Genomic DNA, 22,938 nt, shown 5'->3' on the forward strand with positions numbered 1-22,938 from the left:
GTACGCGGGTGGCGGCCATCCTTCCCGGACTCGGGGCAGACTCCACCCTCCGGGTCACCCCGAGGGACTACCGGAGGTCACATCCGAGCGTGGCCCCCGCCGTCCCCGGGTCCACGCCCAGCACCAGCCGCCGGCCGGTGGCGCGGACCTCGATGCCCGGGTCCGCCGGGACGGCCTCGCGCACCGGGCGGTCCCAGACGACCTCGAAGGGGCGGCCGCTGCGGTCGGGGCCGCTGATCCGGACCGTGGCCGTGCCCCGGCCCTCGCGTACGAGCACACTCGCCGGACCGGTCGACGAGAGCCGTCCGGCCGCGCCGGGCCGCCAGAAGTTGGCGGCGGTCAGCCCGAGCGAGCGCACGGCCACCGCCTGCACGGCCGCGGTGTTGGCGAGCACCGTCAGCCAGTGCCGGTCGGCGGCGCGGGCGGCGACGGTGCGCCGGGAGGCGCCGGGCATCAGCAGATAGAGGTAGCCTGCGTCGGCCGGGTCGGTGCCGTGGTCGAGCCAGAGGGTCTGCCAGTGGCGGGTGCGCGGCTCGGCGGAGCTGGTGGTGTTGATGTCGGACCAGGCGCCGGTCCTGGCCTCGCGCAGGGTGCGCAGCGCCGCGCCGCCGGGCAGCACCCAGCCGCCGTGCCCCGCCAGATGGGCCCAGCGGGGGCGGGAGCGGTCCTCTACGGTGAGGGTCTGCCCGCCCTCGTCCGGGCCCAGGTTGCGGTTGTCGACGACCGTCTCGACGGGGACCCCGTCGGTCGCGCTGATCCCGGCGCCGAGGCAGATGACCGTGTCCGCCGCGCAGAACCAGGACTTGCGGGCCTCCAGGGTGGAGCCGAGGCCCTTGACGTGCTGGCCGACCGCGGCGAACTCACCGTCGTGCGCGCCGCCGGCCCATCGCACGTCCGGCCGGGGTTCGCCCCACTCGCCGCCCGCCCGGTCCGCGAGCCGCTTGGTGGAGACGGTGGTGCCGGGCAGCCGGTACCAGTCGACGGTGGGCCAGAACCAGTCGGTGTACTGGCCGCCGCCGTCGGGGCCCTGCCACCAGTAGAGCATTCCGGCCCCGGTGTGCCAGCCGCGCGGGTTCTCGCCGTTGCCGCACTCGTAGGAGCTGATCCGCTCCGACGCCATGGAGAGGTTGGCGACCCATCCGGGACGCCGGTGCACGGCCCGGTCCATGGCCGCGAACAGGGTGTGGCCGACGGGTTCGGGCGCGGCGGGGACCGGGGCGGCGGCGGCCGCGTGCAGCCGGGAGAGGTCGGCGACACCGAACTGGGGGGCGGTGAGGACCGGACTGGTCGTGTCGCGTTCGATCCAGCCCTTGATCATGCCGTTCCACCGGTCCCGCTCGGCGTCGGAGGCACCGCCCGCCAGCAGGGCGACGGCCGCGATCAGTCCCTGGCCGTGGAAGTGGTCGCTGCGCATGACCTGGAGTTCGTCGCTCTTGAGGAGTCCGCGGCTGATGGCCCGGCCGTTGACGCTGTCCATCATGAGGCCGTCGTGGATGAGCGGCGCGTAGGCGTGTTCGACGCTGTCCAGGATGATCTGGCGGCCGGGGTCGGTGACCTCCCAGGTGGATCCGGCCAGCAGCGCGAAGAGCCGGCCAAGTCCGTCGAGCATGACCTGGCCGTACGTGCCGGAGAGGCGATCCAGGTGTGCTGGACGAACGAGCCGTCGGCGTAGAGGCCGTCGCCCTCGGTCACGTACGGGAAGACGGGCGAGAGGGCGTCGCGGGCGAGCGCGGTCCTGGCCGCGTCGCGGCCCAGGATGCCGCGCAGCGCGACGGAGCGGCACAGGTCGACCCGGTTGGCGCCGGTCGAGGTGCCGCTGTAGTCGGTGAGCATGGTGTCGGGGATGAAGTGGTCGACGGCGGCGCAGGCGGCCGACACCCGCTCCTCGCCGAGCTGCGGGCGCAGCACCGAGACGATGTCCATGAGCAGGCGCGGGCTGCCGATCTGCCATTCCCACCAGTTCCCGTACCTCTCCGTGGCGGGGTGGTAGACCGTCGCGGAGAGGTGGTCGAGTCCGCGGACGATGTCGGCGAGCAGCCCCGCGTCGCCGGTGTGGCCGGTGCCCTGCTGGGCGTACGCCTGGGTCATCGTCCAGAGCCGGGAGTAGCTCCAGGTGATGCCGGACGGCGGGTCGAAGGTGTGCCCGGCCCAGAGCGAGTCGGCGGCGGGGGCCATGGTCGAGCGGAATCCGGCGGCGAGTTCGCCGGTCCCGGCGAGCCGGGAGGCGTAGGGCTCGGTGGCGGGGTCGTAGCCGGTGCCGAGCGAGAGGTCGTTCCAGCGGAGCCGGAGCGTCTCGAACTCGTCCCCGGCCGCGCGGGCCTCGGGTGCGAGCGCCAGACCGAGTGCGGTGGCGCTGCCGGTGGCGAGGAAGGCGCGGCGGGACCAGGCGGGCAGAAGTGACACGGGAGTACCTCCGGGATCCAAGTGGTTCAGGCCGGGCGGTGGTTGGTCAAGGGCGCGTTCCGAAAGTAGCGCCGTTCGCCCGGCGGGCGGGACTCCCGGAACACGCCCCGGCGCGCGCCCGCGGCGAAGCGAAGAGGGCGGAGCCGCCGACGGCCCCGCCCTCTTCAGTCGTTCCGCCGATCAGGCGCCGCAGTGGAAGCGGGCGTTCCCCCAGTCGGCGTGGTCGTTGCCGTTGCCGTCGCCGCCGTCGCCGACGACCAGCTCGACGTACTTGGCGCCGGTCACGTCCGCCGTCAGCGACCAGGCGGTGTCGGCGGCCTTGACGACCGGCGACTTCACCTTCTCCGTGCCGTCCGCCGTCACGGAGAACTGCACGCTGCCGGCGCTCTTCTGCACGTCGTCCACGCCCACCTCCGCGGTGAACGAGGTGCACTTCCCGCCGAGGTAGTAGCGGACCTTCGCGGGTGCGTGGGTGCCGAGGCCCTTGGGGTAGACGGTGGCGCCGATGGTCAGCGGGGTGCCGTCACCGGTTCCGGTCTCCCCGTTGGAGAGGTCGCGCTCGACCGGTCCCCAGCCGTTCTCGGAGGCCGTCCAGTCCAGGTCACTGGCCCAGCTGTCCGTGGTGGGCGGCGGCGGCAGGGTCCGCACCGAGGTCTGCGCGCCGAGCGTGCGCCGGGCACCGCCCACGGTGTAGGAGGCCTCGGAACTCAGCGGGTAGGCCTGGTACTTGGCGTCCACCGGCGGGGTGACCCGCCAGCTTCCGGTGACCTTCGCACCGGCCGCGACCGAGTCGAAGGTGATGGCGCCCGCGGGCTCGGCCGTCCAGCCCTCGGGGACGGTCAGGTTCAGCGAGACGCCGGTGACCTCGGTGGCCTCGTAGTTGGTGAAGCCGGCCTTCACGGTGTTGGCGGTGCCCGGCTCCAGGGTCTCCGCGGCCGGCTGGACGGTGAGGGTGCCGCAGGCGGCCTGCTCACCGGCGGGGGCCTTGCCGAGGTCGGTCACGGTGAAGCCGTCGAGGGCGAAGTCGGCGCCCTCGGGTGCGTCGTCGCGCTTGCGCAGCCCGGTCCAGGTGTCGCCGCAGCCCGCCGTGACGGTCTCGGCGAAGTGGCCGGTGGTGTGCTGGGCGCCGATCGCGGTGGTCCGGGTGGTCACGGAGCCGGGCTTGCCGTCCGCGGTGATCCGGTCGTAGCCGTCGACCCACTCGTAGGCGCCGGCGTGGCTGGACTGGTAGTCGTACTCGACCCTGTAGCGGTGGCCGTCGGCCATCGGCACGGTCCAGGGGGCCGTCCGGTAGACGATTCCGGCGTTCTCCTCGTGGGCCTTGAGGGACTCCTTGCCGCCGAGGACGTCATCGATGAGCTTGCCGTTCCAGCCGGCCTGGGTGTAGGGGGCGTGCAGCTGGGAGATGCTGGTGCGGGGGTCGGTGGAGCCGCCCGCGTCGCCCTTGAGGAAGGGGCCCCAGCCCTGGTCGACGTCCTCGAAGTCCTCGTACACGACGGTGTTCTTCTTGGTCGCCGGGGCGTTGGCGACGACGCGTACGTCGTCGGCGCGGACGGTCGCCGCGCTGCCCTTGGCGGCTTCGACGCGCAGCGTGGTGCGCCCGCCCGCGGGGGCGGTGAAGTTCACCTTGGCCCGCTGGAAGTACGTGCCGTGCCAGTCCGACGCGGCGACCTGGTCCTTGGCGGTGGAGCGGTCCACGGTCACGGACTTCCCGCCGGCCGACAGGGTGGTGCGGCGGGTCTTGCCGGGCTGGACCTCGATGAGGGCGGAGGCGGTGTAGCGCGTGCCGGGCTTCAGTCCGTCGATGCGCTGCGAGAGCGCGGCCGTGCCGGTGCCGGACAGCTCGGCGCTGTTGCGGCCCTGGTCGTCGGTGTCGCGGACGGCGGTGCCGGTCTTCGACCAGGCGGTCAGCCCGTTGTCGTTGAAGCCGGGGTCGTCGACCGGGCTGCCCTCGCCCCACTTGGCACCGGCGGCCTTCGGCGCCTTGTCCGGGTAGAGCACGTACGGCTGCCCGGCCTCGGCCTTCAGCGTGATCTTCCCGCCCACGGGCCGGACCGTGCCGGTCTTGACCCGGCCGTTGTCGGTGAGCTCGTAGACGGTGTACGTGCCCTTGGAGGGCACCGCCCAGCTGCTCGTACCGCCGGACTTGCTGTAGTGGTAGAGCTTCTTGCCGCCGTCCCAGGGGAGCAGGTAGTCGGTGCCGCTGAGCACCTTGCGGCCGTGGTCGTAGAAGGTCCGCTTCCCGTCCTCGACCGTGCCGCTGACCCCGCCGGTGAAGGCGATGTCGTTGCCGTCCCAGCGGGTGATCTTCTGCTGCTGGAGGTACTTGGCGGGCAGGTTGCGCTGCCAGATGTTGTCGTAGAAGGCGTTCCAGTCGGTCTCGCCGGTCCAGCCCTCGAACTCGTCGATGGCGCTCTGGCCGAGGACCGGGTCGTTGTTCCAGACGTCCTTCTCGTCGTTGCGGATGAACCGGATGATCTGCGAGTTGAGGCCCTTGTTGGTGGCGCCGCCGTAGTCGAGGTCATTGGCCCAGTGCGACCAGAGCGAGCCGCGCTCGAACTTGTCGGCCCATTCGCTGGCGACGTTCCAGCCCTGTGTCTGGAGCGACTGGAGGGTCTTGTCGGCGATCCAGCCGTGCGTGTAGTAGACGTCGATGTACAGCATGCTGAGGTTGCTGTCGGTCTCGTTCCGCAGCTGCTGGAAGCGCTTGGCCAGGTCACCGCTGTTGATGTCGCGGCGCTGGTCGATGTAGTAGCTCTGGTTCAGCCAGTTCCAGCCGGGCTTGGACTTGTCGACGAGCTTCTCGTCGAAGGCCTTCGCCTCCGGGTAGGCCTCGGTGGCGTTGACGTGGACGCCGAAGGTGGCACCCCACTTCTTGCCGTCCTTCAACAGCTCGTTGAGGTCCTTCAGCCCGCCGGCGCGCTTGTTGTAGTTGCCGCCGTAGTCGGGGTGGGCGGAGTCGTGGCCCTCGGAGGCGTACCCCTTGAGCAGCGCCAGCTGCCCGAGGCCGTCGGTGGCCAGCGAGATCCGCTTGACGTCGTCGAGGGTGCGCAGGAAGGGGTGGGTGGCCTGGCTGGCGAAGTTGAACGGGATGTGGGTGATGACCCGGTCCGCGGTGTCCTCGCTGCCGGGCGCGACCACGCCGATGGAGCGGAAGGCGACGGCGCCGTCCTGCCAGTCGACGGTCTTGTCGCCGTTGACGTCGGGCGTGACGACGACCTTCGCCCAGGGCAGGTTGTCGCCGCTCTCGGGCTTGGGGGCGCCGTCGCCGCGGTAGGTCCACTGGCCGGACCAGACGCCGACCCGGGTGGAGCCGTCGTCGGTCTTGCGGGCCTGGTGCCAGAAGCGGGCGTCGTCGCCGCCGGTGGCGCCGGCGGGCTTGTCGTACGAGGAGTTGGACTCGACGGCGGCGGCCAGCGCTCCGGTGTTGAGGAACGCGTAGGTGGCGCCGATCGGTGCGGCGTCGGCCTTGGTGGCGTCGGTGACCTTCGCGAAGACGTCCGCGGTCTTCGTCGAGTCGGGGTCCAGCTGGGTGAAGGCGGTCGCGGCTCCGGTGTCCGTACCGGCGACGGAGACCAGGTCGTGGCCGGGGATGTCGATCGTGCCGACCCGGAACGCCGCGGTGTCGCGGACGGCGGTCACCTTGAAGGTGGTGGCGCGTCCGGAGACCGAGAGCGAGGCGTCGATCTCGACGCCGGGCAGATCGGCGAAGGTCAGCGTGTAGCGGGCGGCCGACTTGGTGATCCTGGGGGCGCCCTTGAGCTTCACGTCGTGCGCGGTGCCGTTGAGCGTGACGGCGGTGACCGGCCGGGTGCTGCCGGACAGCTGGTTCCCGGAGGCCCGGTCGGTGTACGTCAGGACACGCGGGAAGTCGTCCGCGACGGCGACGGCGAGCTGCGCGGACCCGATGACGGCGCCTGCCGGGACGGCCGATTCGGCCGCGGCGGGCGCGGGGGCGGCGGCTGAGGCGGGGAGGGCGGTCCCCACCAGAGCCAGGACGGCGGCTGAGGCGGCGGCAGCAGCGCCCGCCGTAGTGAATCTTGGCGACATGTGCTCTGAGTAGTCGCCATGTCCGGACACCGTCAACGACGTACGGCTCCGAGGGCCTCTCCAGTCCAACAACCGCTCTGCGTAAGTCCAAGTAGGTCCACGTGGGGAGCACGGGAAGCAGTACCGGGTCCGTGTTCGGATGTTGATCACGATGGCCGGATGCGGGGTGGGCAGACACGCCAAGTAGCGAGTCGGGGCGTCGAGTTGTGAAGACCTTCGGTTTTTGAGAGCGCTCTCAGTCACAAGTCTTGACGGTCGGCGCAGCCCTCGCGAGAGTGGTGCGCACCGCGGACGCGCTCGTTCCACCTCCCCGCACCTCCCGTACCGTCCCGCCGTCCGCGCCCCTCCTGTCCCCCACCGTTCTCCACCCCCCACATCCCCACCCCCCACGCCTCAGGAGTCCCCTCGTGATTTCGCGCAGACTGTTCCTGACGGGCGGCGCCGCCGCCTCCGCGACCGCACTCACCTACCCCCTGTGGGGAAGCGCGCTGAGCCCGCGCGCGTCGGCGGCCGCCGCGACCTGCGAACTGGCCCTGGAGAACAAATCCCTGTCCGGCAAGGTCAACGCCTACGTCACCGGCCACGAACAGGGCACCGACCGGTGGGTCCTGCTGCGGGCCGACGGCAGCGTCTACCACCCCGAGTCCCCCTCGGCGCCGCAGACCCCGCTGCCGGTCGACTGCGCCATCCCGCTGAACGCCGCGGGCGGCGCGCCCGTCGTGGTGACGCTGCCCCAGATGTACGGGGCCCGGGTCTACTTCGTGCACGACGACACCCTGGACTTCTATCTCAACCCGGGCCCCTCCCTGGTCGAGCCGGCCTTCGCCACCCCCACGGACTCGAACTACGGGCGCACCTGGTCGTTCTGCGAGTTCACCTTCAACCCGCAGCAGTTGTACGCGAACATCAGCTACGTCGACCTGGTGACCGCGCTGCCGATCGGTCTGACCCTGGAGGGCGACACCACGCACACCGTGGCCCCGCTCCCGAACGGCGCCGTGCAGAAGATCGCCGACGCCCTCACCGCCCAGGCCGCCGCGGACGGGCAGCCCTGGGACCAGCTGGTGAAGCGCGGCTCGGACGGCAACGTGCTGCGGGTCATCTCGCCGCAGAACCTGATGGCCTCGTCCGCCGGCGACCCGAACGGGATGCCGTTCGGGGACCTGTTCACCGCACAGGTCGACGAGGTCTGGGAGAAGTACCGCTCGACGGACCTGCGGATCGACAATCAGGGCGGACGCGGCGTCTTCACCGGGCGGGTCACCGGCGACACCCTGACCTTCAACGGCGGGCACACCTTCTCCAAGCCCACCTCGCAGGACATCTTCACCTGCAACGGCGGCCCGTTCGCCAACAACCCGGCGGACTCCGACGACAAGAAGGGCCTGCTGGCCCGGCTCGGGGCCGGCTTCAACCGCTCGATCATGCTCAGCCACCCGGACCAGCCGAACGGCACCACGGTGGCGGACTACTACAAGGGTGACGTGACCAACCACTGGTCGCGGATCGTGCACGCCAACAGCCCGATCGGCTACGCCTTCCCGTACGACGACGTACGCCCCGACGGTGAGCCGGACGTCTCGGGCGCCGCGAACGACGGCAACCCGCGGCGCTTCACCGTGAGCGTCGGTTCCTGACCTCCCCCGCGGAGACCGGCAGTGCCCCCGTCCGGGCGGGACGGGGGCACTGCCCTGTTCGGGCCCGGCCCCGCTCCTTCTTCTGCGGAACAACCCCGTACAGGCCCTAAGGGCGGGCGTCGAGGCGGTGCTGCAGCCCGCCGTCCGGGCCGAAGACGTCCATGAGGTAGCCCCGCCCCAGCGAGACCCCTTCCTCGCGCTCCAGATACCCCGTGATCGACTCCTTGAGGTCATCGAATATCTCGGCGTCCTCATCCGGATTGCGGGTCCGCACGATCAGCAGGGGGACGCCGTCCGGACCGGAGGTCCGCTGGATCCCGTACACGTCCTGCTCCCCGCCGGACCGGCGGTAGCGCTCGGCCAGCCGGGCCGCGGCAGCGGGCGCGACGGTGGAGGTGACCGTGGGGCCGGGCGCGGCGCCGGAGCGGCCCGGGTCCGGGGCACTGTCCGTGGTGCAGCCGGACAGGAGTGCGGCGCATCCGACGCAGACCAGTGCCGTCCAGCGGGTGAGTGGATTCATCAGTCCATTCTCACCGGCTCGCGAACACCCGTCTCGCAAACAGGCGTTCACATCAAGCACTTACGACAACGGACAACAAATGGGAATTGCTCCATTGGTCGAACCGGTGACGGCACACACCCACCGGCCTCGAATTCCGCTCCATTCCCCGTCACCGCCGGCTCCCTTACCTGGGAAGACAGCCCATTCATAGCAGGCAGTCAACTCCCGTGACGGACAAGGCCCTTGACGCCATATTCCGGTCCGCGACACCGTGCCTGTCATGCGACAGAAGAGAATGGTTCAGCTCATAGCCGCCGCCGCGGCCGCCGCCGGAATACTCCTTTCCGTTCCGGCGACCGCCCAGGCGGCACCCACCCCCCACGGTCTGCGTTCCTTCCAGGCGGCCCACGGCCTCCGGCCCACCGGCTCGGTCGACGCGGCGACCGCCAGGTCACTGCAGGCGGCTCCGGACAGCGAGCTGCGGACGGTCTTCACGGTCGCCGCCGACCTCGGCCCGGCCGAGCTCGCCAACGCCCGGACCGTCATCGGCGTCGGCAAGGGCGCGCAGATTCCCGACCAGGGGCAGGTCATCGCCCTGATGACGGCCATGCAGGAATCCAAGTTCGTCAACTACCTGACCCCGGTCGACCACGACTCGCTCGGCATCTTCCAGCAGCGGCCGAGCACCGGCTGGGGCACCCCGGAACAGATCACGGACGTCCCCACGTCGTCCAAGTCGTTCTACGGAGTCGCCCCGTTCGGCAGCAACCCCGGTCTGATCCAGATCTCCGACTGGCAGAACAGGCCGCCGGGCGAGGTGTGCCAGGCGGTGCAGGTGTCGGCCTTCCCCGACGCCTACGCGCAGTGGGAGCAGTTCGCCCGTGACCTGCTGGCCCAGGAGGGCCCCACCGTCGACCCGATCTACTGAGACAGCCGCCACCCGTAGTCGCTACCCCCACACACAGGCGCCCCCGCCCTTGGGCGGGGGCGCCGTCGTGCGCGGGGCCGGGGCGTCAGCAGCCGCCGCAGTTGTAGTAGGTCACGTCCCAGTGGCTGCCCTCGTCCGCGTAGACGTTGCCGGAGCCGGACTGGTACTGGGGTGCGCCGTCACCGCGCAGGCCGATGTAGCTGAAGACTCCGTGGATGTAGTTGGTGAGACAGGTGGTCTTGCCGAAGTCGAGCTTGTAGCCGTTCCAGTGCGAGTACGTGCCACTGGCGTGCCCGGTCTCGGTGCCGCCGGTGATGTTGAGCGCGCAGCCCGTGGCGCTCTTGAGGGTCTGGGCGCCCTGGGCGGTCGGCAGGTTGACCTGGTCGAAGGAGGTGCAGGTGGCGACGTTGCGGTTGGAGCAGCCGCCGGAGGACGACCAGGTGACGCCGGACGAACTGAATCTGGCGGTCGCCTGGCTGTGGGTGAGCTTGCTGACGGCGAAGGCGTCCGTCGCACCGGAGACGACGCCGACTCCGGGGGCGAAGAGGACTCCGAGGACGAGGGCGAGAGCGGTCAGGACGGGGCGCAGCGTCATACGGGACACCATGGGGACTCCTCCTGTGCATGACAATGTGGGGCAGGGAGATAGTGCCCGAGTTCTACGCGCGTCCGCCAGAGGGCGTGGAGTGACGGTCGCGTGAATGCGTGGTGCCGCGCACAACGGCCCGGAGCTTTGATGTTGAACTTTGAACTAGATGGGTCTACAGTGAATCTCGTTGAAGGTTAAACAACTACTTCGAGTCCCACTCGATCACGTCCCCGAGGAGGAGCCATGGCTCTGTTCAACCGCAAGAACAACGACACCCGGACCGCCACCACCACCGCCACCGTCGACCCGGCCCTGGCCGCCCTCACCGGCGACTACACGATCGACCCGTCCCACAGCAGCATCGGCTTCACCGTGCGCCACGCCATGGTCACCAACGTGCGCGGCTCCTTCGGCGAGCACGAGGGCAGCCTGAGGCTGGACGGCAGCAACCCGGCCGACTCCGCCGTGTCGATCGACGTCAAGATCGCCAGCGTGGACACCGGCATCGCGGACCGCGACGGCCACCTGGTCAGCGGTGACTTCTTCGACGCCGAGAAGTTCCCCCTCATGACGTTCCGCTCGACCTCCGCCGAGCAGCTCGGCGGCGACAAGTACCGCGTGACCGGCGACCTCACCATCAAGGACGTCACCCGCCCGCTCGCCATCGACCTGGAGTTCAACGGCTCCGCGACCGACGTGTACGGCAACGAGCGCGTCGGCTTCGAGGGCGGCACGGACATCCTGCGCTCCGACTGGGGCCTGACCTGGAACGCGGCACTGGAGACCGGTGGCGTGATGGTCAGCGACAAGGTGAAGCTGAACTTCGACATCTCCGCGATCAAGGCCGCCGCACCGCAGGCCTGACACCGGAGGAACACCCGGCCCGAGCGCGCCCGCCGCCCACCCCTTCCCGGGGGAGGACGGCGGGCGCTCGGCATTGCGGGCCCGCCGGCCCCACCACTCCGATCCACCCATCCCGTTGTGAACCTGCCCCCGAATGTAGTACTTCTTATACATGAGCGAGCAGGTTCACAACAGGTTGGCGATGGTGCGCGCGGAACGCAAGGTGTCGCGGCAGGCGCTGGCCGAAGCGGTCGGCGCCCACTACCAGACCATCGGGTACATCGAGCGCGGGCAGTACAACCCGAGCCTCGATCTTGCGCTGCGCGTCGCCGAGTTCTTCGATCTGCCGGTGGAGGCCCTGTTCTCCCTCCGGCCGTTCCGCCCGCTCACGGACGAGGTCTACGGGAGGAAGCAATGACCACCACGGGCGCAACCCGGCACACCCGCTACGACCGGCGCATGTTCGCCGTGATGAACAACCCCCGGGCGGGCGCGCTGCACGCGACGGCCGCGCGCCGCCGCACGGCCGTCGGCGCCCATGTGGTGCTCACGGCGGCAGGCGTGGCCGCGGGCACCGGCGCCTACGCGAGCGACCGGCCCTGGCCCGCCGTCGCCGTACTCGTCCTGCTCGTCCCCTGGTGCCTGGCGACCGGCGTGATCAACGGCGCCACCCGGGGGCTGCTCGAACTGCGCACGCACGTCCTGGACGAACGCCAGCGCGCGGAGCGGGACAGGGTACGGGCACGGGCGCACCGCCTGACCACGTATCTGCCGGCCTGCGCGGTCCTCGGTGCCGCCGCGGCCGACCGGAGCGGTCAGGTACGCGCCGGAGCCCTGCTCGTCCCCGTCCTGGCCGCGGTCCTCGTCACGCACTGGCTGATGCCGCTGTGGGTGGCCGGCCTCACGGCGCGGGACGAGCCGGCGGGGGAGGCTGAGCAGGGACCCGATTCGCTGTAGGACCTGTCACGGAGGGCCGTGGGGCGTGTTCCGGAAGCCCCGTCCGGCCGGGCAGCTCTTCCTGAAGGCCGATCGGCGACCGCACACGTGTGCCGGCTCCGACATCCTCCTCCCATCAGGCTGTGGGACGCGCAGAAGGCCACGCCCCTCAGGACGATCCCGGGCGCCGGCAGCACCATGGACATCGCCTTCAGCCCCGACGGCACGTACCTCGCCGGCGTCAGCGGCAGAGCGGTACAGCTCTGGAGCATCACCCGGTAGATCGCCGCTCGGCACACCCTCGTGGCCGGACCCGGGGACACACCGGGGTTCGAGTCCTGTCGGGTGACGTCGCCCGGTCCGGCGCCCGGTTCCTGCCAAGGCCGGTGCTACAGCTAGGGCCTGTATTGGCAGAACAGCGAGGGGCAGGACGGCGATCGGCAAGGATTCCATCTTGTATCAATGACTTGACACATTGAACATGGACCGGTCAGATTACGGCAAGCCATTGATACAAGTGATGGAGGTCTTGTGGTCCTGACCATCAATTTTCTCCTTGCAGCGCCGTTCGTCGTCGGGCTGCTGGTGCTCTTGCGTCCGCGGCGCCGAGGAGAGGCCCCTCCAGCCGGCGCACTTGGGGCCTACCACCTACATGCCTCACGGTGGCGGACAAGAGGCCTGGCGGCGGGCCTGGCCGCTGCCAGCTGCCTCATGTTCGAAATGAGTGCCCTGCTGGCAGGAACGGTCTTCGGCGTGTGCGTCCTCACCGGTGTCCTGATCGGTGAACTGCGGGCCCCCCGCCCCGAGGGGACAGTGCGCGCGGCCATGCTGACGCCGCGGCATGTGCGGGACTACCTTCCTCGCCGGTACAGCCTCTTGCTCGGCGCACTCGTCCTGGCCCTGACTGTGCTCCTCACGGTCGTCATCACCGTGACGCGCAGTACGGTCGGCCCGGACAGCTTCATCCACGCCGCCTGTCCGGGCGACGTGGATTTCGTGTTCTCGCAGCGGGAGATCCTGTCAGCGGTTCTGGGTGTGGTCGTCTGCGTCGTCGGCGGAGCAGGAGTGTGCCTCTTCGTCGTTCGGAGGATCGTGACCCGGCCCGCGTTGCCCGGCAGTCCCGTTCCGGACGCGGCGGACCATGCTCTGCGCGCCGCCTCTGCCGAAGCGGTGACCTTGGTCTGGGGGTGCCTGGTGGCGTCATCCCTGCTCGCATCCGCCGCGATCGCAAGCATCTACCTTGAGTCCTTGACCTCGGCTCCATGCAACAACCATGGGCTGGTGGCGCCCAGCATCCTCGTCTACCTAGTGGTTGCCGGTTCCGCGGCTGGGCTGATCTACCTGCTCGTCCATCTGACGCGCCTGCCCGGCCCCAGTGGTGCTCCCGCATGAAGGCGCTGAGCGTGCGCGTGGACACCGCCAGTCCTGTCCCGCCGTACGAACAGGTACGCATCCAAATCGCCGACCTCATTGTCGGCGGCCATCTCGTCGAGGACGACCGGCTTCCGACCGTGCGCCAACTGGCTGCGGACCTTGGACTGGCCACGGGCACTGCGGCCCGTGCTTACCGGGAGCTGGAATCAGCCGGCCTGGTGCGTAGTCGGCGTGGTGCAGGGACCCGCGTCGCTCCGGGCCACGCACCCGCCCCCGAGTCGGAGCTCGTCGAGGCAGCCCGGACATTCGTCACTACCGGCCGCCGACTTGGTGCGGACGATGCCCAACTGCTCGCCGCTGTCCGTGTCGCCCTCAGCGCATCCCCGGAGAAATGACGCAGCGGATTCACCCCGGGGCGGCCGCGTGGCACACAAGCGCCCTGGACGGGACAGCTTCCGCGTGAACCCTGTCGGAGTGGCTTCCGAAGCCATCACCAACGCCCCCGACGAAGGGGCTTGCTCACTCACCACACACTCGCGATCGGCGGGTGAGTACGGCAAAGAGCCGGACTCAGTGGGACTGAGTCCGGCTCTTTGTCTGTGGCAATCGACTGGGCAGAGGCGCGAGGGCTCATCACTGGCGCTTCCCGCTGGCTGACCCGGTCCGGTGCCCGGGTCCCGCTACGGCCGGGGCCGCGGCCTCAGCACTCGCGGAGGCCGGGTGCCGGGTCCTGGCCGGTCTTCACGGAGACGGCGGGGACGTTGCCCCACTGGCCGTTGTCGAGCTGGGTCCAGTACCAGATGTCGTTCTGGCCCTGGTGGGGGTCGCCGTGGCCCCAGCAGGCGAACCAGTTGAACCCGGTGGTGAGCGTGCCGCGCGTCGCCGAACGGTAGGAGCGGTCCGCGTACCCCTTCGCGCCGACGGCGTTGCCGCAGTACAGCCGGCCGTCGGAGCGGACACCGCACTCGGCGGCATGGGCGGTCGTGGCCGGCACGGAGAGTGCCAGCAGGGCGGTGGCGGCGAGGGTGCCCACCGCGGAGATCAGGCGTCGAGTATTCATGATCGGCCCAACGGCTCAGCCGGAGCGGTGGTCACGGCCACCGATCCGACCTTCGGGCACAGGGGGGCGCGGACCACTCCTCCGGGTCAGCCCATGCTCTTGGCGCCGTCCAGCGACTCGCGGATGATGTCGGCGTGCCCGGCGTGCTGAGCGGTCTCCGCGATGACGTGCATCAGTACCCGGCGGGCCGACCAGCGCACGCCGGGCTCGTTCCAGGGAGCCTTCGGCAGCGCGTGGTCGGCACCCAGGTCGGGCAGGGTGGCGAGCAGTTCGTCGGTCCGGCGGGCCACCTCGGCGTAGTCGGCCAGCACACCCGCCAGCGTCTCTCCCGGCAGCATCCGGAATCCGTCGGTCCGACGGGCGAAGTCGGCCTCGGTCATGGCGGTGAAGTCCGGCATCGCGACGGGCCCGTGCACGATGAAGTCCGCCCAGCTCCGTTCGGCCTCGGTGACGTGCTTGACGAGACCGCCCAGACACAGCTCGCTCGCGGTGGTCCGCTGCCCGGCCTGCTCGTCGGTGAGGTCACGGGTGGTGAAGCTCAGGAAGTGACGCTGCTTGGCCAGTGCCTCCAGCAGGTCGGCGCGCTCGCCGGTGAGGGCCGGGGTGGTGGCCGCCTCAGGAGTGTCCGCGTTGTTGACGTTCACGTTCATGATCTCTGCCTTCGGTCGTTCCTGTTCCGCCGGTCGAGGACCACGCTAGAAGCCGTATAGGTCAGCGCCTGACCTCAATGACGGTCCGCGGGCGCGTGCCGGCCGCCGCCATGACGGCCGGCACGCGCATCCTCGCCCCGCGCCCGCGGACCGCCGTCAGTGGCGGCGGACCTTCAGCGCGTTGTCGGTACGGGTGGTGGGGTTCCCGTCCGGGTCGTTCTGCACGCGCTCGTGCTCCTCGCTGAGCAGCACCTCCCACTCCCCCGCCGGGAGTTCGAGGGAGGCGAGCACCTCGTCGGTGGTGGGGAGCTCCATGTCCGCGTGGCTGTGCTCCCACGCGGGGAAGCCCGCGTGCCCGACGATCAGGAGCACTCCGCCGGGTGCGACGGCCGCGGCGGCGCGCCGCAGGATCTCCTCGCGCGGCAGGTCGCCCATCGAGTGCAGGAACGAGGCGGAGACGAGGTCGTACTCCCCCTCGGGGAAGGAGACGCCGAGGTCGTGGAACTGCCAGTCGATCCGGTCGGCGACCCCTGCCTCCGCGGCGTGTTCGGCGGCCCGGCCGAGAGCGACGCGCGAGATGTCGGTGGCGGTGACCTGCCAGCCCCACCGTGCGAGCCAGACCGCGTCGGCCCCTTCCCCGCACCCGAGGTCGAGGGCGCGCCCCGGTGTCAGGCCCTCCACTTCGCGGACGAGCGCGGTGTTGGGGTTCCCGCTCCAGATCCGGTTGCTCTCACGGTAGCGCCGGTCCCAGAGTTCCGCGTCGGTCGGCGTGCTGTCGGTTGTCATCGTGTCTCCTGCAGTCCGTGACGGCGGCTTCCGGGTGTCTGCTCGCAGACCTGGCGCTCGGCCTCCGCCGAGAAGGGGGCGCGGCGGGCCTCGACCGCGCGTCGGGTGTCGTCGCCCACCAGGTCGGCGTTGATGGAGGCGGCCGCCTTCAGCCCTGCCCCGGCGGCGCCGATGACCTGCTCCATCAGGTTGGCGACGTTACCGGCGACCCAGACACCGGGCACCTCGGTCGCACCGGACGGATCGGACGCGATGTACGTACCGACGGTGTGGCCGCCCATCTCCAGCGCGGTGGCGGACAGTCCGAGGCCGTCCAGGACCCCGGACCGCGCGGTGAACCGAGGCTGGACGACGACGGCCTCGCGCGGCACGACCCGCCCGCCGGCCAGCCGCACTCCGGTGAGCCGGTCCCCGCTGGACTCGATGCCGGTCACCTCCCCGTCCACCACGGCGATGCCGCGTGCGGCGAGCTGCTCGTACTCCTCGTCGCCGGGTTCGGGCGTGTTGTGCAGGAAGAGGGTGACGTCGTCGCTCCACTGGCGCCAGAGCAGGGCCTGGTGCACGGCCATCGGGCTCAGGGCCACGATGCCGACGGGCCGGTCCCGCACCTCCCAGCCGTGGCAGTAAGGGCAGTGCAGCACGCCGGAGCCCCAGTGCCCGGCCAGGCCGGGGATCGGCGGCAGCTCGTCGACGAGCCCGGTGGTGACGAGGAGACGGCGCGCGGTGACGGCGGTTCCGTCCGCCCGTACGACCCTGAACCCGGCCCCGCCCGGCAGCCGCTCGGCAGCCACGGCCTCACCCTCGACGATCTCCGCCCCGTACCCGGAGGCCTCTTCCCGGCCGATGGCCAGCAGCTCGGTGGGCGGGATGCCCTCGCGCCCCAGGTAGTTGTGCGCGTGGGACGCGGGTGCGTTGCGCGGGCTGCCCGCGTCGATCACCAGCACCGAACGCCGGGCCCTGGACAGCACCAGGGCCCCGCTCAGCCCGGCGGGCCCGCCACCGATCACCACTACGTCGTACGTCTGCGTCGTCATGTCGCTCATGCGAAACACCTCCATCTACGGAGATGGTGCGGGGCGCTCGCACTTCACGGCAAACTTCGTTGCCGAAGCGGCAAAGCCGCCTCGGCCGGGCGCTTCGGCGGAGCGGCGGTGTCGGCCGGCTGTCGGCGGTGTCGGTGCGGTGTCGGGGGCATGTCGGCGTGGGCCCGGAGGCTTGCCGCAGATCCTTCCGGGGCCCGCCCGGCAGGCATCCGACCGGCAAGGAGCCAGCATGACCGCTCACGTCACGATCATCGGCGCAGGACTCGGCGGCCTCACGCTCGCCCGCGTGCTGCACGTCCACGGCATCGCGGCCACCGTCTACGAGGCCGAGGCCTCACCGACGGCTCGTACGCAGGGCGGGATGCTCGACATCCACGACTACAACGGCCAACTGGCCGTGCGGGCCGCCGGTCTGATGGACGAGTTCCGCGGCATCATCCTGGAGGGCCGTCAGGCGATGCGGGCCCTGGACCGGGAGGGAAACGTCCTGCTCGACCAGCCCGACGACGGCACGGGCGGACGCCCGGAGGTGCAGCGCGGCGAGCTGCGGCGGATCCTGCTCGACGCGCTCCCGGACGGAACCGTCCGCTGGGGCCACAGGGTCAGCGGTGTCCGTGGCCTCGGCGGGGGCCGCCACGAGGTGACCTTCGCCGACGGCGGCACCGTCGTCACGGGCCTGCTGGTCGGCGCGGACGGCGCCTGGTCACGGGTCCGGCCGCTGCTCTCCGACGCCGTGCCCGCGTACACGGGCATGTCGTTCGTCGAGACCTACCTGTTCGACGCCGACACGCGGCACGCCGCTGCCGCGAAGGCGGTCGGCGGCGGGTCGATGTTCGCGATCGAGCCGGGCAGGAGGCAGATCGCCGCTCACCGGGAGAGCGGCGGGACCCTCCACACGTACGTGATGCTGACCAAGCCGCTGGACTGGTTCGCCGGCATCGACTTCACCGACCCCGCCTCGGCCGCCACCCGGATCGCGCGGGAATTCGACGGCTGGGCCCCGGAGCTCACCGCACTGATCACCGACAGCGACACCGCGCCGGTCGTGCGCCCCCACTACACGCTGCCGGTCGGGCACCTGTGGGACCGGGCGCGGGGCGTGACCCTGGTCGGCGACGCCGCCCACCTCATCCCCCCGAACGGCGAAGGCGCCAACCTGGCCATGCTGGACGGCGCCGAGCTCGGTGAGGCCCTCGCCGCGCACCCCGACGACGTCGAGGCCGCCCTCGCCGCGTACGAGCAGGTGATGTTCCCTCGCAGTGCCGCGGTCGGCGAGGCCGAGGCCGACGCCCCTGACAACCCCACGATCGAGGAAGTGATCAGCTTCTTCGCCGGCGCCGACCAGGTCGCGTGAGCGGCCGGCCGGGGCCCTGACCGCGAGCGCCGCTCCCACTTCGGGTGCCGCACCCCGGCCGCAGAGACGGTCGACAGCTCCCTCGGCGCCGACGGGCTTCGGCCCGGGGGCGCTCTCGCCGCGCGGCAGCAGCGGCGGGGTGGCCGGCAGGAGGCGCCGACGCCGCCCGCGTCCTTGACGCACCCCGGTCCGTCCGACGGCGGCCGAGGGGCCCTCGCTATCCCTTCGCCGCCGGCCGGTAGGTGCACACCTGAACGCCCGCAGCGCTGGTGACGGCAGAGACCAGTTCGAGCGTGCGCAGTCCGCCGTCCGCGGGAAAGATCGACTTTCCGCCGCCCAGCAGCACCGGCATGATCACGAGCCGGAGCTCGTCGACCAGGCCCTCGCTCAGCAGGCCGCGCACGAGCGTGGGGCTTCCCATGACCAGCAGGTCACCGTCGCCCTTCTCCCGCAGCTCCTGGATACGGGCGGTGAACTCCTCGCCGGGGATGCGCCCGGTGTTGTTCCACGTCAGGTCGTCGTCGCCCAGGGTGCCGGTGACGACGTACTTCGGGAGGGCGTTCATCCGGTCGGCGAACGGGTCGCCCGCGCGCTCGGGCCATGCCGCGGCCATCGTCTGCCAGGTGCGGCGGCCGAACAGCAGGGCCCCGGCCCCGTCCACCGACTCGCTGAAGGAGGCGCCCACCACTTCCGCGTCGAAGAACGGGTGCGACCAGCCGCCGTGCGCGAAGCCGCCGTCCCTGTCCTCCTCGGCACCGCCCGGCGCCTGCACGACACCGTCCAGGCTGATGAACTCACTGATGACCACGCGCATATCACTCACTCCTCGGCACATCGGGTCAGGCGTACGGCAACAGAGACTGCCACGCCGTCCGAAACTCATCGCTGTTCTTCCGGCACCGGCGCGGCCGCTGCTGGTGAAGCGGGTGGTGGCGCTCGCCGGTGACCCCGTACCGCCGGAGGTCCGCGAGGCGGCGGGGGCGGCGGAGGGCGCCCTCATGCCGGCGGGGCAGCTCGTCGCCCTCGGGGACAACCCCGCCTTCAGCACCGACTCACGGTTCCGGGGGACGCTGCCCGCCCGGAGCGTGGTCGGCGTCGTCCTGGAACGCGGCGGGCGGGCCGGGGGCGAGGACCGCCCCCGGCGTGCGGTCTAGGCGGATCGCCCGGTGCTGTCCACGCCGCCGAGGCGCGGGTGGCCGTACACCGCGGACTCCCCCAGCTCCTCCTCGATCCGGATCAGTTGGTTGTACTTGGCCGTGCGGTCCGAGCGGGACAGGGACCCGGTCTTGATCTGCCCGCACCCGGTGGCGACCGCCAGATCCGCGATGGTCGTGTCCTCCGTCTCGCCCGAGCGGTGGGAGATGACCACCGCCCATCCGGCCCGCTGCGCGGCACTCACCGTCCCGAGCGCCTCGGTCAGCGTCCCGATCTGGTTGACCTTGACCAGGACCGCGTTCCCCACGCCCGTACGGATGCCTTCCCGTACCAGTGCCTCGTCGGTGCAGAACACGTCGTCCCCGGTCAGCTGGCACCTGTTCCCGACCCGGGCCGTCAGCTCGCGCCAGCCGTCGAGGTCGTCCTCGGCCATCGGGTCCTCCACCGAGACGATCGGGTACGCGTCGATCAGCTTCGCGAGGTAGTCGACCTGTTCGGCGGACGTACGCCGGACGCCCTCTCCCGTGTACGCGTACACCCCGTCCCGGTAGAACTCCGACGACGCCGGGTCCATGACGAGGCCGATGTCCGCGCCGGGCCGGTATCCGGCGCGCTCGACGGCGGCCATGACGAAGTCGAGCGCCTCCTCGGCCGTGCGCAGCGCCGGTGCGAAGCCGCCCTCGTCGCCGACGCCGGTGGAGTGTCCCGCGGCCAGCAGGTCGCGGCGGAGCGTGTGGAAGACCTCCGAGCCCATCCGGACGGCCTCCGCGAAGGACTCCGCGCCCACCGGGAAGATCATGAACTCCTGGAAGTCCAGTGGGTTGTCGGCGTGGGCGCCGCCGTTGACGATGTTCATCATCGGCACCGGGAGCACGCCGGCGCCGGCCCCGCCGAGGTAGCGGTACAGCGGCTGCCGGTGCGAGACGGCGGCGGCCTTCGCGGCGGCGAGGGAGACCCCGAGCAGGGCGTTGGCGCCGAGGCGCGCCTTGCCGGGCGTGCCGTCGAGGGCGACGAGCGCGGCATCGAGGCCGGCCTGGTCGTCGGCGTCCCGTCCGGTGACGGCATCCGCGATCTCGCCCCGCACATGGGCCACGGCCCGGTCGACGCCCTTGCCGTGCCAACGCCGGGGGTCGCCGTCGCGCAGCTCCACCGCCTCACGGGCGCCGGTGGAGGCGCCGGAGGGGACGGCGGCGCGGCCCAGGGATCCGTCGGCGAGGACGACGTCGACCTCGACGGTGGGGTTGCCGCGGCTGTCGAGGACGGCGCGGGCGGTGACGGAGCGGACGGCGGTCGGCTCAACTGTCCTTGCGAGCATGGGAGTTCCTTCCCGTTGTTGCCTGTCGGGCCCTGGCTGCGACGACGCCGGCGCGCGGCCCGACATGACGAAACTGTACAGCATTGCTGTTCAGTCATGCTGTTCAGTTCCGCTGTTCAGTTATGCCGCGCGACGGCGTTTCCGGGTTAAAGTGCCCTGTGCCCACCCCGGAAGCCGCCACCGTCGCCGCCGAACTGCGTACCGCCATGGGCAAGCTCAGCCGGCGTGTGAAGAGCGAGGACCGGATCCCGGTCGGGCAGGTCGCCGTGCTCGGCGTCCTGGACCGCGACGGCGCCATGACGACCAGCGATCTCGCGACCGATCAGCGCGTGCGCCCGCAGTCGATGGCCCGCGCGGTCGGCCTCCTCCTCGAACAGGGCCTGGTCACCCGCAGGGCCCATCCCACGGACGGCCGCAAGACCCTGCTCGAACTGTCGGACTCCGGCCGGGCCGCACTGGAAGCGGAGCGTGGCCGCAGGGCCGGCTGGCTGGCCCTGGCCATCGAAGCGGAACTCACCGGCAAAGAGCGGGAGTTGCTCGCACAGAGCGCGGCCCTGATGGAGCGGCTGGCCGCGCGCCAGGGCCTGTTCCACACCCCCGCCTGACCCACGGCGGACGCGCCGCGTTCACCGCACGCCCCGGACTCCGGCACCCGGGAACCAGCGGCCCTGAGGCCTGTACTGGGCTGTCCCGCGGAAGAAGGAGCGTGGCAACCCAGTACAGGCCCTAGAACCCGCCGCCCCCGAAGTCCCCGCCGCCTCCGAAGCCGCCCCCGTCGCCGAACCCGCCACCACCACCGCCGTCACCGAACCCGCCGCCTCCGAAGCCCGAGGAGTCGAAGTCGGAGCCGGAGAAGTCGCCACCGCCGAGGTCGCCGCCCGCGCCGAAGTCACCGCCGCCGTACTCCGCCGCGTAGGCCGGGGTGGAGAGCATCGAGCCGAGCATGGTGCCGACCAGCAGGCCGGGGAGCAGGCCGCCGCCGAAGTAGCCGCCCGCCCAGGGGCCGTAGGCCGGGCCCGCCTCCCAGTAGGGGCGGCGGCTGCCGTCGCCCATGTCGACGGTGCGGCTCATCGGGTCCTGGCCGTCGCGCAGCCGGATCGCGTCGGCGCCGCAGACCGGGACCTCGCGTGCCGTACCGCCCGACGGGGTCCAGCGGACGTCGGCCACCGACGGCCCGTGGCGCGGGTCGAAGAAGCAGGGCGGGCGTCGCGCGGGCAGTTCGCGGCCGGTGCGCCGGGCCTCCAGGACGGCGAGCGAGAAGCGTCCGTCCTCCAGTGCCTGGGTCACCCCGCGCACGTCGGAGGGGTGTCGGGCGTGCTCCATACGCGATTTCGCGCTCTCGTAGGAGTCGAGGGCGCGTTCGTAGTCCGCGCGCATCGAGTCGTCGGCGCCCGCCTCCGCGGGATGGAAATCGAGCCGGTCCAGTGTCTCCCCGTACTCCGTGATGTCCTCGTCCACGACGACCCGCAGCTTGTCGAGCGCGGCCTGCTCCTCGCTCTCCTTGCGCCTGCGGTTGCGGCGCACGATCGCGTAGGCCCCCGCACCGCCGACGACCACCACCGCACCGAGCGCGATCAGCCCGGCGGCGGAAGAGCCCTGGCCGGACGGGGAGCCGCCCCAGGAGTCGGGGGCGTGGCCGCGGGCCTGCTCTACGGCCCGGTCGACGAAGGCGTTCAGCTGGGTCGCGGCGCCGGGGCCGGAGCCCGGTGTCTTCACGGCGGCGGTGAGATTGCGCACCGCCCGCTCCGGCATCACCTGCGGGTCGGCGGCCGCGTTGAAGCCGTCGCCCAGGCGTATCGCGTAGAGGCCGGTGATCCCGGTGTCGGCGCGCAGCGTGCGGAGCACGCTCGACGCGGGGAAGGACGAGTTCTGCGGCAGCACGGCCACGAACACCGGCTTGTCGGCGTCCTTGATCTTCTTCGTCAGGGCGGCGGCCTGGCTCCGGGAGAGCTGCCCGGACGCGGCCGGATCGACGTACACCGGGCTCTTGCGCAGCGCCAGCGCCACGTCATTGACCGTGGAGGCGCCGGTCGCCGCAGGCGCGGCGGGCGCCAGGACCAGGGCGGCCGCAGACAGGATCAGCAGCAGCCCCGCCAGGAGCGCCGGGAGCAGGAGGGCCGGGAACGCTCTGTTCCGCATACCTCGAACGTAACCCAGCCCGCCGACACGTGCGCCCCGGGAGCAGGACCGGGGCCGGTCCAGGAGCCGGGGGCGGGCGGGGCCTGTGCGCGCCCGCCCGCCCCCGGCCTCAGGCAGCCCGGTAGGCCGCCCTCAGCTCGGCCACCGCGCCGGTCAGATCAGATCAGATCACCG

At 71.5% G+C, this 22,938-nt stretch carries 20 protein-coding genes and 1 pseudogene; 10 read left to right on the forward strand and 11 right to left on the reverse strand.

Annotated features, from left to right (window positions below):
- Positions 1 to 67 precede the first annotated feature (67 nt).
- Together ACIO3R_RS30110 and ACIO3R_RS30115 are read right to left on the reverse strand one after the other, a co-directional pair.
- A pseudogene (locus ACIO3R_RS30110) lies at positions 68 to 2,394 on the reverse strand (polysaccharide lyase 8 family protein).
- A gap of 189 nt (positions 2,395 to 2,583) precedes the next feature.
- The gene (locus ACIO3R_RS30115; protein ID WP_402110119.1) at positions 2,584 to 6,453 is read right to left on the reverse strand and encodes an endo-alpha-N-acetylgalactosaminidase family protein; all 3,870 of its coding nucleotides are present in this window, start codon (positions 6,451 to 6,453) and stop codon (positions 2,584 to 2,586) included.
- Positions 6,454 to 6,860: 407 nt separating this feature from the next.
- Here ACIO3R_RS30115 and ACIO3R_RS30120 point away from each other — a divergent pair, with 407 nt between their 5' ends.
- Positions 6,861 to 8,090 carry a glycoside hydrolase family 64 protein gene (locus tag ACIO3R_RS30120; RefSeq protein ID WP_385030309.1) on the forward strand — a complete coding sequence of 410 codons (1,230 nt, stop codon included), beginning with the start codon at positions 6,861 to 6,863 and terminating at the stop codon, positions 8,088 to 8,090.
- Between the two features lie 106 nt (positions 8,091 to 8,196).
- On the opposite strand, the gene ACIO3R_RS30125 is transcribed toward ACIO3R_RS30120, so the two are convergent.
- A complete protein-coding gene (locus ACIO3R_RS30125) occupies positions 8,197 to 8,610 on the reverse strand; it encodes a hypothetical protein (RefSeq protein WP_402110120.1) in 414 nt (137 codons plus the stop codon).
- A gap of 262 nt (positions 8,611 to 8,872) precedes the next feature.
- On the opposite strand from ACIO3R_RS30125, the gene ACIO3R_RS30130 reads away from it, so the two are divergent.
- Positions 8,873 to 9,520, forward strand: a complete 648-nt coding sequence (locus ACIO3R_RS30130; protein WP_385030303.1) for a peptidoglycan-binding protein — start codon at positions 8,873 to 8,875, stop codon at positions 9,518 to 9,520.
- 85 nt (positions 9,521 to 9,605) lie between these two features.
- Here the strand turns inward: ACIO3R_RS30130 and ACIO3R_RS30135 are convergent, their stop codons facing one another.
- Positions 9,606 to 10,127: a hypothetical protein gene (locus ACIO3R_RS30135; RefSeq protein WP_363030139.1), complete on the reverse strand. Its 522-nt coding sequence runs from the start codon at positions 10,125 to 10,127 to the stop codon at positions 9,606 to 9,608.
- Positions 10,128 to 10,352: 225 nt separating this feature from the next.
- Between ACIO3R_RS30135 and ACIO3R_RS30140 the strand changes: the two genes are divergently transcribed.
- The 5 genes from ACIO3R_RS30140 (at position 10,353) to ACIO3R_RS30160 (ending at position 13,657) form a co-directional block, all read left to right on the forward strand.
- Positions 10,353 to 10,973 (forward strand): YceI family protein, encoded by a 621-nt coding sequence (locus ACIO3R_RS30140; protein WP_385030300.1) that lies wholly within the window; start codon positions 10,353 to 10,355, stop codon positions 10,971 to 10,973.
- 151 nt (positions 10,974 to 11,124) lie between these two features.
- Complete coding sequence (locus tag ACIO3R_RS30145; RefSeq protein WP_250967425.1) at positions 11,125 to 11,370, forward strand: helix-turn-helix transcriptional regulator; 246 nt, start codon at positions 11,125 to 11,127, stop codon at positions 11,368 to 11,370.
- Positions 11,367 to 11,909, forward strand: a complete 543-nt coding sequence (locus tag ACIO3R_RS30150) for a hypothetical protein (RefSeq protein WP_402110123.1) — start codon at positions 11,367 to 11,369, stop codon at positions 11,907 to 11,909. The genes ACIO3R_RS30145 and ACIO3R_RS30150 overlap by 4 nt, the downstream gene beginning before the upstream one ends.
- Positions 11,910 to 12,608: 699 nt before the next feature.
- Positions 12,609 to 13,280 (forward strand): hypothetical protein, encoded by a 672-nt coding sequence (locus tag ACIO3R_RS30155; protein ID WP_385039466.1) that lies wholly within the window; start codon positions 12,609 to 12,611, stop codon positions 13,278 to 13,280.
- On the forward strand, positions 13,277 to 13,657 hold the full coding sequence (locus tag ACIO3R_RS30160; RefSeq protein WP_385039463.1) for a GntR family transcriptional regulator: 381 nt from the start codon (positions 13,277 to 13,279) through the stop codon (positions 13,655 to 13,657). The genes ACIO3R_RS30155 and ACIO3R_RS30160 overlap by 4 nt, the downstream gene beginning before the upstream one ends.
- Positions 13,658 to 13,962: 305 nt before the next feature.
- Here the strand turns inward: ACIO3R_RS30160 and ACIO3R_RS30165 are convergent, their stop codons facing one another.
- From ACIO3R_RS30165 to ACIO3R_RS30180, 4 genes are all read right to left on the reverse strand, one after another.
- The gene (locus ACIO3R_RS30165; RefSeq protein ID WP_385039460.1) at positions 13,963 to 14,322 is read right to left on the reverse strand and encodes a hypothetical protein; all 360 of its coding nucleotides are present in this window, start codon (positions 14,320 to 14,322) and stop codon (positions 13,963 to 13,965) included.
- An 86-nt stretch (positions 14,323 to 14,408) separates the two neighbouring features.
- Positions 14,409 to 14,972 carry a DinB family protein gene (locus ACIO3R_RS30170; RefSeq protein WP_402110125.1) on the reverse strand — a complete coding sequence of 188 codons (564 nt, stop codon included), beginning with the start codon at positions 14,970 to 14,972 and terminating at the stop codon, positions 14,409 to 14,411.
- Positions 14,973 to 15,128: 156 nt separating this feature from the next.
- Positions 15,129 to 15,758, reverse strand: coding sequence for an SAM-dependent methyltransferase (locus ACIO3R_RS30175; protein WP_402110127.1), 630 nt, complete (start codon positions 15,756 to 15,758; stop codon positions 15,129 to 15,131).
- Positions 15,755 to 16,792 carry an NAD(P)/FAD-dependent oxidoreductase gene (locus ACIO3R_RS30180; RefSeq protein WP_402110166.1) on the reverse strand — a complete coding sequence of 346 codons (1,038 nt, stop codon included), beginning with the start codon at positions 16,790 to 16,792 and terminating at the stop codon, positions 15,755 to 15,757. Before ACIO3R_RS30180 ends, ACIO3R_RS30175 begins: the two co-directional genes overlap by 4 nt.
- A gap of 238 nt (positions 16,793 to 17,030) precedes the next feature.
- Here ACIO3R_RS30180 and ACIO3R_RS30185 point away from each other — a divergent pair, with 238 nt between their 5' ends.
- Complete coding sequence (locus tag ACIO3R_RS30185) at positions 17,031 to 18,155, forward strand: FAD-dependent oxidoreductase (RefSeq protein ID WP_402110129.1); 1,125 nt, start codon at positions 17,031 to 17,033, stop codon at positions 18,153 to 18,155.
- 217 nt (positions 18,156 to 18,372) lie between these two features.
- Here ACIO3R_RS30185 and ACIO3R_RS30190 read toward each other — a convergent pair whose 3' ends face one another.
- Positions 18,373 to 18,969, reverse strand: a complete 597-nt coding sequence (locus ACIO3R_RS30190) for a dihydrofolate reductase family protein (RefSeq protein WP_385039449.1) — start codon at positions 18,967 to 18,969, stop codon at positions 18,373 to 18,375.
- Here ACIO3R_RS30190 and ACIO3R_RS30195 point away from each other — a divergent pair.
- Positions 18,956 to 19,309, forward strand: a complete 354-nt coding sequence (locus ACIO3R_RS30195; RefSeq protein ID WP_402110131.1) for a S26 family signal peptidase — start codon at positions 18,956 to 18,958, stop codon at positions 19,307 to 19,309. The genes ACIO3R_RS30190 and ACIO3R_RS30195 overlap by 14 nt on opposite strands.
- On the opposite strand, the gene eno is transcribed toward ACIO3R_RS30195, so the two are convergent.
- A complete protein-coding gene (gene eno, locus ACIO3R_RS30200; protein ID WP_402110133.1) occupies positions 19,306 to 20,625 on the reverse strand; it encodes a phosphopyruvate hydratase in 1,320 nt (439 codons plus the stop codon). The genes ACIO3R_RS30195 and eno overlap by 4 nt on opposite strands.
- A 158-nt stretch (positions 20,626 to 20,783) precedes the next feature.
- Between eno and ACIO3R_RS30205 the strand changes: the two genes are divergently transcribed.
- Positions 20,784 to 21,230, forward strand: coding sequence for a MarR family winged helix-turn-helix transcriptional regulator (locus ACIO3R_RS30205; RefSeq protein WP_385039440.1), 447 nt, complete (start codon positions 20,784 to 20,786; stop codon positions 21,228 to 21,230).
- A gap of 121 nt (positions 21,231 to 21,351) precedes the next feature.
- On the opposite strand, the gene ACIO3R_RS30210 is transcribed toward ACIO3R_RS30205, so the two are convergent.
- Positions 21,352 to 22,764, reverse strand: a complete 1,413-nt coding sequence (locus ACIO3R_RS30210; RefSeq protein WP_402110135.1) for a hypothetical protein — start codon at positions 22,762 to 22,764, stop codon at positions 21,352 to 21,354.
- Positions 22,765 to 22,938 lie beyond the last annotated feature (174 nt).

The sequence above is a fragment of the Streptomyces sp. NPDC087428 genome (genome assembly GCF_044744085.1).
GTDB lineage: Bacteria > Actinomycetota > Actinomycetes > Streptomycetales > Streptomycetaceae > Streptomyces.

Coding starts and splice junctions, on each gene's coding strand:
- ACIO3R_RS30115 (WP_402110119.1), bottom strand. CDS start 6,453: ATGTCGCCAAGATTCACTACGGCGGGCGCTGCTGCCGCCGCCTCAGCC.
- ACIO3R_RS30125 (WP_402110120.1), bottom strand. CDS start 8,610: ATGAATCCACTCACCCGCTGGACGGCACTGGTCTGCGTCGGATGCGCC.
- ACIO3R_RS30130 (WP_385030303.1), top strand. CDS start 8,873: ATGCGACAGAAGAGAATGGTTCAGCTCATAGCCGCCGCCGCGGCCGCC.
- ACIO3R_RS30135 (WP_363030139.1), bottom strand. CDS start 10,127: ATGGTGTCCCGTATGACGCTGCGCCCCGTCCTGACCGCTCTCGCCCTC.
- ACIO3R_RS30140 (WP_385030300.1), top strand. CDS start 10,353: ATGGCTCTGTTCAACCGCAAGAACAACGACACCCGGACCGCCACCACC.
- ACIO3R_RS30145 (WP_250967425.1), top strand. CDS start 11,125: ATGAGCGAGCAGGTTCACAACAGGTTGGCGATGGTGCGCGCGGAACGC.
- ACIO3R_RS30150 (WP_402110123.1), top strand. CDS start 11,367: ATGACCACCACGGGCGCAACCCGGCACACCCGCTACGACCGGCGCATG.
- ACIO3R_RS30155 (WP_385039466.1), top strand. CDS start 12,609: ATGAGTGCCCTGCTGGCAGGAACGGTCTTCGGCGTGTGCGTCCTCACC.
- ACIO3R_RS30160 (WP_385039463.1), top strand. CDS start 13,277: ATGAAGGCGCTGAGCGTGCGCGTGGACACCGCCAGTCCTGTCCCGCCG.
- ACIO3R_RS30165 (WP_385039460.1), bottom strand. CDS start 14,322: ATGAATACTCGACGCCTGATCTCCGCGGTGGGCACCCTCGCCGCCACC.
- ACIO3R_RS30170 (WP_402110125.1), bottom strand. CDS start 14,972: ATGAACGTGAACGTCAACAACGCGGACACTCCTGAGGCGGCCACCACC.
- ACIO3R_RS30175 (WP_402110127.1), bottom strand. CDS start 15,758: ATGACAACCGACAGCACGCCGACCGACGCGGAACTCTGGGACCGGCGC.
- ACIO3R_RS30180 (WP_402110166.1), bottom strand. CDS start 16,792: ATGACGACGCAGACGTACGACGTAGTGGTGATCGGTGGCGGGCCCGCC.
- ACIO3R_RS30185 (WP_402110129.1), top strand. CDS start 17,031: ATGACCGCTCACGTCACGATCATCGGCGCAGGACTCGGCGGCCTCACG.
- ACIO3R_RS30195 (WP_402110131.1), top strand. CDS start 18,956: ATGACCACGCGCATATCACTCACTCCTCGGCACATCGGGTCAGGCGTA.
- ACIO3R_RS30190 (WP_385039449.1), bottom strand. CDS start 18,969: ATGCGCGTGGTCATCAGTGAGTTCATCAGCCTGGACGGTGTCGTGCAG.
- eno (WP_402110133.1), bottom strand. CDS start 20,625: ATGCTCGCAAGGACAGTTGAGCCGACCGCCGTCCGCTCCGTCACCGCC.
- ACIO3R_RS30210 (WP_402110135.1), bottom strand. CDS start 22,764: ATGCGGAACAGAGCGTTCCCGGCCCTCCTGCTCCCGGCGCTCCTGGCG.